The organism is Pullulanibacillus pueri, assembly GCF_014639255.1.
Classification (GTDB): Bacteria; Bacillota; Bacilli; order Bacillales; family Sporolactobacillaceae; genus Pullulanibacillus; species Pullulanibacillus pueri.
This window is the reverse complement of the sequence record NZ_BMFV01000044.1, coordinates 20,559-29,796: the sequence shown is the minus strand read 5'-3', so window position 1 is coordinate 29,796 and position 9,238 is coordinate 20,559. Positions and strand designations below refer to the sequence as shown.

The 9,238-nt window shown below is 39.9% G+C and carries 9 protein-coding genes and 1 pseudogene; 6 read left to right on the top strand and 4 right to left on the bottom strand.

Annotation, left to right across the window (positions count from 1 at the left end; all coding sequences use genetic code 11):
- Positions 1 to 63: 63 nt before the first annotated feature.
- Positions 64 to 1,251: pseudogene (dhaK, locus tag IEV91_RS19305) on the bottom strand (dihydroxyacetone kinase subunit DhaK); the annotation flags it as partial.
- A 157-nt stretch (positions 1,252 to 1,408) separates the two neighbouring features.
- Here dhaK and dhaS point away from each other — a divergent pair.
- The 4 genes from dhaS to IEV91_RS19285 all read left to right on the top strand — a co-directional run bounded on the left by dhaS (position 1,409) and on the right by IEV91_RS19285 (position 4,375).
- Complete coding sequence (gene dhaS, locus IEV91_RS19300; RefSeq protein WP_188499066.1) at positions 1,409 to 1,993, top strand: dihydroxyacetone kinase transcriptional activator DhaS; 585 nt, start codon at positions 1,409 to 1,411, stop codon at positions 1,991 to 1,993.
- Positions 1,994 to 2,000: 7 nt separating this feature from the next.
- The gene (dhaQ, locus tag IEV91_RS19295; protein WP_188499065.1) at positions 2,001 to 2,999 is read left to right on the top strand and encodes a DhaKLM operon coactivator DhaQ; all 999 of its coding nucleotides are present in this window, start codon (positions 2,001 to 2,003) and stop codon (positions 2,997 to 2,999) included.
- Positions 3,000 to 3,236: 237 nt separating this feature from the next.
- Positions 3,237 to 3,989: a type II toxin-antitoxin system SpoIISA family toxin gene (locus IEV91_RS19290; protein ID WP_188499064.1), complete on the top strand. Its 753-nt coding sequence runs from the start codon at positions 3,237 to 3,239 to the stop codon at positions 3,987 to 3,989.
- A 245-nt stretch (positions 3,990 to 4,234) separates the two neighbouring features.
- Positions 4,235 to 4,375: a hypothetical protein gene (locus IEV91_RS19285; protein ID WP_188499063.1), complete on the top strand. Its 141-nt coding sequence runs from the start codon at positions 4,235 to 4,237 to the stop codon at positions 4,373 to 4,375.
- 99 nt (positions 4,376 to 4,474) lie between these two features.
- On the opposite strand, the gene IEV91_RS19280 is transcribed toward IEV91_RS19285, so the two are convergent.
- Entirely contained in the window at positions 4,475 to 4,912 is a 438-nt protein-coding gene (locus tag IEV91_RS19280; RefSeq protein ID WP_188499062.1) for a YybH family protein, read from the bottom strand.
- An 85-nt stretch (positions 4,913 to 4,997) separates the two neighbouring features.
- Complete coding sequence (locus IEV91_RS19275; protein WP_188499061.1) at positions 4,998 to 5,867, bottom strand: helix-turn-helix domain-containing protein; 870 nt, start codon at positions 5,865 to 5,867, stop codon at positions 4,998 to 5,000.
- 192 nt (positions 5,868 to 6,059) lie between these two features.
- On the opposite strand from IEV91_RS19275, the gene IEV91_RS19270 reads away from it, so the two are divergent.
- Positions 6,060 to 6,914: a nucleotidyltransferase domain-containing protein gene (locus tag IEV91_RS19270; protein ID WP_188499060.1), complete on the top strand. Its 855-nt coding sequence runs from the start codon at positions 6,060 to 6,062 to the stop codon at positions 6,912 to 6,914.
- Positions 6,915 to 7,321: 407 nt separating this feature from the next.
- On the opposite strand, the gene IEV91_RS19265 is transcribed toward IEV91_RS19270, so the two are convergent.
- Positions 7,322 to 7,825, bottom strand: coding sequence for a hypothetical protein (locus IEV91_RS19265; RefSeq protein WP_188499059.1), 504 nt, complete (start codon positions 7,823 to 7,825; stop codon positions 7,322 to 7,324).
- Between the two features lie 287 nt (positions 7,826 to 8,112).
- Between IEV91_RS19265 and IEV91_RS19260 the strand changes: the two genes are divergently transcribed.
- Positions 8,113 to 9,237, top strand: a complete 1,125-nt coding sequence (locus IEV91_RS19260; protein WP_188499058.1) for a response regulator — start codon at positions 8,113 to 8,115, stop codon at positions 9,235 to 9,237.
- The last annotated feature ends 1 nt before the right edge of the window (position 9,238 follow it).

The following is a 9,238-nucleotide window of genomic DNA, read 5'->3' as shown; positions in this document are numbered from 1 at the left end:
GAAACAATATTGAATTAAAGAGACTCTAGACTTTTCCCAACTTATTTAGGTGCGAAGTTTGAGTAACTTACAAAAAGGCAATTCATTCTTGATAATGACTTCGCTCATCTTATCGATAAGATAGATCATGTTGTCTTTTGTAATGACGTTATCTTTAACAAATGCATGCGCTTCTAGTGTTTCCGTTTCAAAGGAGACAGAACCTTCTTTCTCATCCTTCTGACTTTCGACATAGTTTACGGGTTTCACCGGACCCTCTACTTTAAAGGCAGGTGTAGCTGATGGATTAGAAAGCAGCGTTTTTAATTCATCATCTAGTCTCATTATGGATAAAGAAACCCCTGCCATATCAATACTTGTCATGTAATTCCCAACAAAAGCACGATTGATCTGTATCTTTCTTTTAGATAGTTCCCGAGTGACGGCACGATTGAAGAGGTAAAGCTCCTGTAAAGGTGTGCCTCCAAAACCATTGACTAAGAGAGCAACCCCTTTAAGTGGCTGACCGTCTTTTTCTAAGTCCCTCAGAAGGTCATTGACCATCCGTAAAGCCAGCTCATCAGCACTTACAATTTTTTCACGCTTAATGCCGGGCTCACCGTGAATACCAACACCGTATTCCATCTCATCCTCACCTAATTCAAAGGTCGGTGAACCACTTGCAGGAAGTGTACAAGAGGTAAGCGCAGCACCGATACTACGGACATTTTTCACAGCCTTTTCGGCAACCGCTTTAACTTCTGCTAAATCCCTGCCTTCTTCGGCCGCAGCCCCGGCAATTTTATGGACAAGTACAACGCCTGCCACCCCACGGCGACCAACGGTATACAGACTATCTTCTACGGCAATATCGTCATCCACCTTCACATAATCGACCTCAATGCCATCTTCTGAAGCGAGATACGCCCCGTTTTTAAAATTCATAATGTCGCCGCTGTAATTTTTTATAATCAAAAGAGTGCCATTCTTGCTAGCGGTTTCTTTTATGGCCTGATAGACCTGTATTTGAGAAGGTGAAGCAAACATATCTCCACAAACGGCGGCATCAAGCATTCCTTTGCCGATAAATCCTGCATGCGCCGGTTCATGGCCGCTTCCACCCCCACTAATGAGCGTCACCTTATTTTCATTCATCTCTTTTTTCTTAATCACTTTATATTTTTCTAAGAGTTCAAGTTCAGGATGGGCCAAGACAATGCCATGACACATCTCCATAACAACGCTTTCAGGATGATTTATAATTTTCTTCATTAATGCTTCCTCCCTCATCATGTTACTTCCAATGTTAGTATGAAAGCGTTTTAGAGTAAACGGACAAAATGTCCTATCTGTCCAAAAAGGAAGGGCTTCATTTACAAAGGTGCTTTTGCTATGATTAAACATGACTAATGCAACAGGGATGATTCAGATGTCCGCTTCGATGATTACAAAGAAAACCATTGCTAATGCTTTAAAAAAATTAATGGAGAAAGAATCGTTTCACAAGATTTCAGTCAGTGATATCATGTCCGCTTGTCAGATGCGCAGGCAAACCTTCTACTATCATTTCCAAGACAAATATGAATTATTAAGCTGGATATATAAGGAGGAAACAAAGGAAAATATTACTGACTTTCTTGATTATGAAAAGTGGGAGATTATTTTTGACTCACTCTTTTACTACTTTCATAAAAATCAGCGCTTTTACCGCAATACCTTTAAAGTGACAGAACAGAATTCCTTTCAAGACTATCTCTTCGAACATACTAAAAACCTATATATTAAGATTATCGATGAACTATTAAGTGAGTCTCATCTCGTGATGACGGGTGTAATCAAACAAACCCTAGCCTCGTTTTATAGCCACGGCTTTGTTGGCACCGTTAAAGAATGGATCGAAAATTATTGTGTAGTCCCTCCATCAGATATGGCCTTACTTATGAAACACATGATTAATAACCAAGTAGTACTCCTACTCCAGCAAACTTCAGACAGTTCATCTCTAAGGGGGTAAAAGGACGATGAAGAAAATACTCAATGACGTTGACACTATTGTTCAAGATATGTTACAAGGGTTTTACTTCGAACATAAGCATCGCGTTGCCTACGACGCCCAGCACCACATCATTTATCAAAAGGATCTTGCAAACGCTAATCAAGATGTCGCCATTATTAGCGGTGGTGGCAGTGGACATGAACCTGATAGTTTTGGTTACGTCGGTGAGGGTATGTTATCCCTCGCTGTTAATGGTCAAATCTTCGTTCCCCCTACTCCCGAACAAGTCTTAGCCGCCATTCGATTAGTCAATAAGGACAAAGGGATTCTTTTAATCATTAAGAACTTTCAAGCCGACGTTGAAAATTTCTTAGCTGCAGAAGCCCGTGCCAAAACCGAAGGCAGACAGGTCGATCATGTCATCGTCAATGATGACGTCTCCATTGAGGATGATGCCTCCTATAATAAAAGAAAAAGAGGCGTCGCTGGGACTGTTTTTGTCCATAAAATTGTAGGTGCGGCCGCCCGTGAAGGTTATTCCTTACAAAATTTGAAAGCGATCGGAGAAGCTGTTGTCAGCAACCTCCATACTTTAGGAGTGGCTCTTACACCCGCCATGAATCCGACGCAATCAGGAGTCCCTTTCACGTTAGAAGACAACGAAGTTTATTATGGCATAGGCATTCATGGTGAAAAAGGCTACCGCAAAGAGGCCTTCTTTTCATCCGAACAGCTCGCCATTGAATTGGTGAATAAGCTTAAGAGTCTTTATCGTTGGGAAGAAGGCGATGCCTTTGCTCTCATGATTAACGGGCTAGGGGCCACTCCCCTTATGGAGCAATACATTTTTGCTAATGATATCCGGCGCCTTTGTGCACTTGAAAATATCAACGTGACCTTTGTAAAGGTCGGCACCCAATTAACATCTTTAGATATGAAGGGGATATCCCTTAGCTTCCTCAAAATAGACGACCCCAACTGGGAAAAATGGTTAAAAGCAGAAGGAGACGCCCCTCATTGGTAGGTGTCCCCTTCTTTTTTATGCCATGCTTCTTTCCTACAAATCTACCATATTATTTATAACAAAAATTTATTATAATATGAATATACAAATAATAGATGCTAATAAATGAGTTTTAATCGTTGATGGTTCTCTCGCTATCCCATTGAACTACCCACCACTTAGCACTCTTATGAGTGGCTTGAAGTGGGAGTCTTCTGTCGGAAAAACGATAAAGGTGGAATTCAGGAGGAGAAGCATTTGGAGACTTTTTTCATTATAGCAATGTGGTTAGTTTTTATTTTACTGGCACTGTATATTCTCTTTTCATGGATACGGCCAAACTGGATTAAGAACCATAATTCAACCCTCAGAAAGACTTGGTATCTCCTTTTCATTTTGGGATGTTTAATCTACATATCAGCCGAACCACAAAGCGTATTTAGTCACTGGGAAGAATTCCTCACTATTTTTATTGCTTTTATTATTGTTGATTCCATGGTGTTTTTAAATCTCTATTTTAGTAAAATTGGAGGACAACAGTTAGATCGTACGGAACAAGCGGTCAGTCTTACTCAGGAATCTTTGGATGAGACGAAGCGGAAAATGGAAATGATGTCGAATGTATTGAACTCTTTTGCCTTCCCAGAGTATAATGAGAGTGAAGAAGAGTACGTTCAGGATTTCGAGGATTTCCTCAATCAATATGCGGCCGAGGAATCATTAGTGATTGATTTACTTCCTTATACGACTGATGAAGAACAAAGCCAAGCTTTAGAAGGTACTCCTGAGAAAAAAGTCCAACGATTATTGCAGCTTAGAAGAACCTTCTATGATTCTAAAGACAAGCTCATGTTACACCCTGTAAGATTATATGAGAAAGAGTACGTCGCAAGGGTAACAGGATTAGATCAAATTAAAGTCACAGATGTAGATGCTCAGGTGATCAATATTTTCCTTGTCGTTTATTCTCTTATCGTAAAGAGTAAAGATAATGAAGGTGGTGGAGAATAGTGTCAGCCAAAACTCAGATGACAAAAAAGCCGCGAAGGAAGGCCGGTCTCCCGCTTGCCCAAGTCGGCTTGAGTAACAGCAACCGAATATTAAAGGAACAAAACAATACTTTAGTTGCTTTGACAAAACGAAGACTCCACATCTTTAAATAATAGCAGTAAAGAAGTGTTCATTGAGAGCACTTCTTTTTGTTTGTGAATATAATATTGGCAACAACATACTCTATTCTCAGTGAGGTGGACGGTGTGAAACGCTATCGAGTAGCAAACCTTAAACTGGCCGATACGGGATTGTCTAATCAGTCCAAAATTTTAAAGAAAACCAATGAACGGTTGATTAAAGAATTGAAAAAAATGCGGCATGGCCCCATTCGAAAAGAAAAATAATGGTCAATACATCAAGTTAACTACCAAAAATAGAAACAACGTTCAACAACAGCGAAGCTTGAATTTAAAAAGTTTAGCCTCCTTTTCCAACCTTTCCTCCTACTCTTTATTAAAAATACCTTTCCCGTTTTCGGCACTGATAGGTAACGATGAATGCTCATGAACAATAGCCCAGGATTCCTTTTCCTTTTTTAAACCAAAAGTAAATCTATTAGTGATCTGACGGAGCTTTTTCCCTGATTGATCATGAGCAGCGTAGGTCACATCACAATGAACAAAGGCAAGGTTGGCCTCTTCTGTAACAACAACATCATCAAAACTCACTTTGAGTAAAACGCCCTCATCTGTTACCCCTTTAAACCATTCAGTTACCGCCTCCTCCCATTCAGAAATACCTCTGCACTCCCAGTTCTCCCAACAATCATAAATATGGATATCCGTAGCATATGTAGAGAGAAATGTCTTAACATCTAGCTCTTGAACAGCCGATTTGTAATTCTCTAAGACATCCAGAACCTCACTAAAATGAGAACTCATCGATTCACCACTCCTTCGTTTGACTTCACACTATTTATTCTCTACCAATAGTGTTTTTCCTTTATTCCTATCGAAAGAGTTACAATTAGTCGATTCTCAGCGAGTGGTTCGATTTATCGTTCTCTCTCTTTATGACTCGATAATGTCCCGGTGTTATGCCGGTGTTCTTTTTAAAGACTTGGTGAAAATGTGTCTCACTTCTATAACCGATTTTATCTGCAATGTGTTCCATTGTCTCATTCGTAAAAGTAAGGTACTGCTTTGCCGCTTCTATACGGCAGTGGATAATATATTGTCCCGGTGGCATCCCGATTTTCCGCTTAAATTGACGACACAAATGATACGAACTCAAGTGGACTTCATTAGCAAGCTTCTCCAATGTCCATTCTTCCTGATAACGTTCCTCAATAAGTCTTTTGACTGCCAATATGGCCTCTGTCGATGAAGAATGATGCTTCGGGGTTGTCCATTTCCGATGATGCCATCGCTGAACAAGTCGGCCGATGAGCACAGACAACCACCCATTCACAATGACACCAGATTCAGGTAAGCCGTTCTGGGATTCAAGGATCATGCTCTCCATGATTTGCCTATAATCACCCGTCTCCACCTTTCCTAATGGCAAAATAGGCGCCCTCTCTTGTTCTATAAGATGATTTTTAGGTAAGCCTTTCAAATGCAAGGAAGATAAACCGATATATAACGCTTTAAAAGCCTGCTTCCCGTCACTAATGACTTGATAAGAAACACCTTGTTGACACACTAAAAGCATACCGGACACTGCCGTATGTGTCTCCTCCTCCACGATAAAGTGTCCTCTGCCTTCAGTAATCAATACCAATCCTGTGACATGTTCATTCCGCTTTATCTCTTCGTTGTATGTCTGACCATGTGAAAGTTGAAGCCTTTTCCCCTCTACATAACGCGGGTAATTAATGATTAAATCTTCATCCATTCCGTCCCCTCCATAAGCAATAATCCATAGTCCCAGCGCATTTTCACCTATGGTTTCATTCCTACAGTTACTATAACATAATGAACAGAAGGCGCAGGGATAAGGTTTTCGGAAAAGAAAGAAGAACGGCAAACCCCAACCCAAGAGCAATTTTCAATAGTGTTATCATTTTACTAAGGAGGCCTATTTTTTATGATTACCCCATCACAATGGCGACTGGATTTTGCTCGACACCTTAACACTAAATTATGTCGCTTTTCTGGCGTTCAAGCCGTACTGGTTGGCGGTTCTGTTGCCCGCGGCTATGCTGATGACTATTCAGATCTCGAACTTATTTTGTACTGGAAGGATGCCCCAGATCCTGAAATCAAACGTACTATTATCACTGCTTTGGAGGCTGAATATCGCTATCCTACATTCGATCACGGTCACGAAAGCGCCCTGCTTATTCATGGTTTCCCTGTGGACTTGTGGCACAAGACCCTCTCCCAAGAAGAGGCAACGCTGAAGGAAGTATTGGACGAATACAGCATTAACTTAGATAAGAGTAATATATTAGACACCCTACGGTTCGGAATTCCTTTGCATGGAAAGGAGAACATTGACTCCTGGAAAGCGCGTGTTGAGCAGTATCCCGAGACACTCTCCATCAGTTTTTTAGAACACTACTTGCCGCATTTCCATCTGCGCCAATTATATTTTGCCGTCCGCCGTGAGAATTCGACAGCGATTTACGCGATGCTCAGCGCTATTCAGTCGAGTCTATTTTTGATTTTACTTGCGCTAAATAGATCCTACTTTCCTACTTACAAGTGGCTCTACAAAAGACTCGCCGATCTGCCGCTTGTTCCGGAGCAGCTTGAGGCAAGGTTAAAACAAATGTTCCGAGAACCACCGATTGATGCAGCCGTCCATCTTCATAGTGTACTGACAGAGACCTTGGCACTAGTAGAGGAACGTTTTCCCAAGCTTGATACAACTTTTGCCCATTACGGTTTAGATCAAAAGCCACCAAAGACCTATACTCAAAACCGGTCACAAATATAAGAAAACTTGGCTTGTCGCCAAGCCTTAATGCGATAAGCCTAAGTTGCACTTATAAGGTCTTCCGCTAAGTTAAGTAATAAATTCTGACGTTATAAGAAAAAAAGTGCAAAAGAGACCTGCTCCTCTCCAGTCGAGCATAAAAATGCTTTTTACCAAAGGGTAGCTTCAGCATCAAATGGATTGGAGCGGAAGACGCGAGATTCGGAACATTTATACTGGTGTGTTCCTCAGCGCCGCTGACTCACTGATGCCCAGACTAGAGTCCTTCGGGAGTGGAGCTGTTCCTTTTGTGAACGTTCTGGAAGTCACGTCATTCTTCGTTAGTCGGGGTACTCTTTTGGCAGGAGGGGAGGCTCTTTTGTTCACTCCCCATTTCGCAAGTAATACCTTGAAACCTACAGGTCAAGTCAAGCGAGCTCATCACGTTCATTGACTTTTTTTATTTTCTCTGCCCTTCTTATTTTCTCAAATAAGAACTGCACACCATATAATAAATAGGCTTTATAATGTAAATAGATGAAAAACTGAAGATGATTTAACCGATTTAAACCGACGATCTTAAGCTTTTTAAAAATATCAATGAACAAAAAAGCAAAGAGGCCATCAGAGATGGCATTGAGGAATATAAACTTCTTAAAGTTTCCGTACGAAAATTTTAGTAACCACATAGAAAGAGGCATATAGGGGCCAACACTGAAAGGAAGCTCATCCTTTAAAAAGGATTTTCGCTTATCGTAAAACTTCCACCACTTCCGCTTGTGCCCATACATGTGATTTAAGATCTCAAAAATCACAATAAAAATACCGGCTAGAGAATAACGTTTAATACTCCGCTTTCCTATAAACAACAATGATAACCACGGAATCATGATAAGTGAAAGATTGAATACTTTATGCCGCCTAGATGCCATAATGGGTTGCACCTCTCTCTATTTTTCACTGCCTATCTACTCTCCGAATTTATTCACTTTAGTTTTATCTTTTACTCATTAAAATATTACATGTCAATTACGTTTACATTAGTAGTAGTAAGGTAACAAGGAAGCCCTGAATTTAATTTTTCACGCCATCATTTATTGACCCCTCATAAAATAAAAGAATAAGAAAAGTGCTCCTATTCTATCTTTTGTTGTATAGTATCTGTAGAGACTATTGGTTTAAACTTAACTTTAGATTGTTAGTGTATAAGGGGAAAAAAATGAAAATTACTCTATTAGATGATGAACCACTCGCATTAAGTTATTTAGAACATCAACTCAATAAAATAGAGAACCTTGAAATTATAGCTAAGTTTACTAATCCACATGATTTCGAGACATTTATCCTTAACGAAAACGTTGATATAGCCTTCATGGATATTCATTTACCTGAAATCAACGGCATTGAGTTAGCTGATAAAATTTTGCAAACTAAGCCCCAAATAAATATTGTTTTTATCACAGCATTTGATGATTATGCCCTAGAGGCCTTTGAACTGAATGCTTTAGACTATATTATGAAACCCGTTCAAATGAAGAGGTTATTAAAGACGATAAATCGAATAAAGGATCGTCTCGAGATTCCTCCAATTGCAAGTGCACCAAAAATTCTTCGGCTAAATTTGTTTAAACACTTTTCAATGGAAAGCGAAGAAAGACAACTGACCCCACGATGGCGGACGACGAAGGCCCAAGAACTATTCCTATACTTGCTTCACAATCGAGGGCTATTGGTACAGAAGCATTTAGTAATCGATATGCTTTGGCCAGATTTTGAGATTAATAAGGCCACTTCCCAACTGTATACAACGATTTACCATATTAGAAAAACTCTAGAACCCTATAGTCAATACTTCCAAATTAAAAATATGACTAGTGGTTACATACTTCATACTCAAAACGTCGAACTGGATATAGAAAAGTGGGAAAAAAAACTTCAATCCTTGCCTCCTTTAACAGAAGAAACAATAGAGTTTTATGAAAAAGTTGTGAGGATGTATGCAGGGGATTATTTACAGGATTTTGAGTTCTTTTGGGCAGAAAGCGAGCGCTACCGTTTAAAAACGTTATGGTTAAATAAAGCACTTCAAATTGCCAAATGGTACACCGTAAAAGGTCAGGAAAATAAGGCAATTGAAACCTATCTCCAAATCACCAAGCGCCACCCCCAAGCAGAGGAGGCCCATTTCTCACTTATGAAATTATACGCAAAATTAAACTATCCACCGGCCGTCGATCAGCAATATAGCATACTAAATAACGCGTTACTTGAGGAACTGGACATCACGCCTAGTCCTTATATATCTGAATGGTATGCTATTTGGAAAAATAAAAATAAGGAATGAG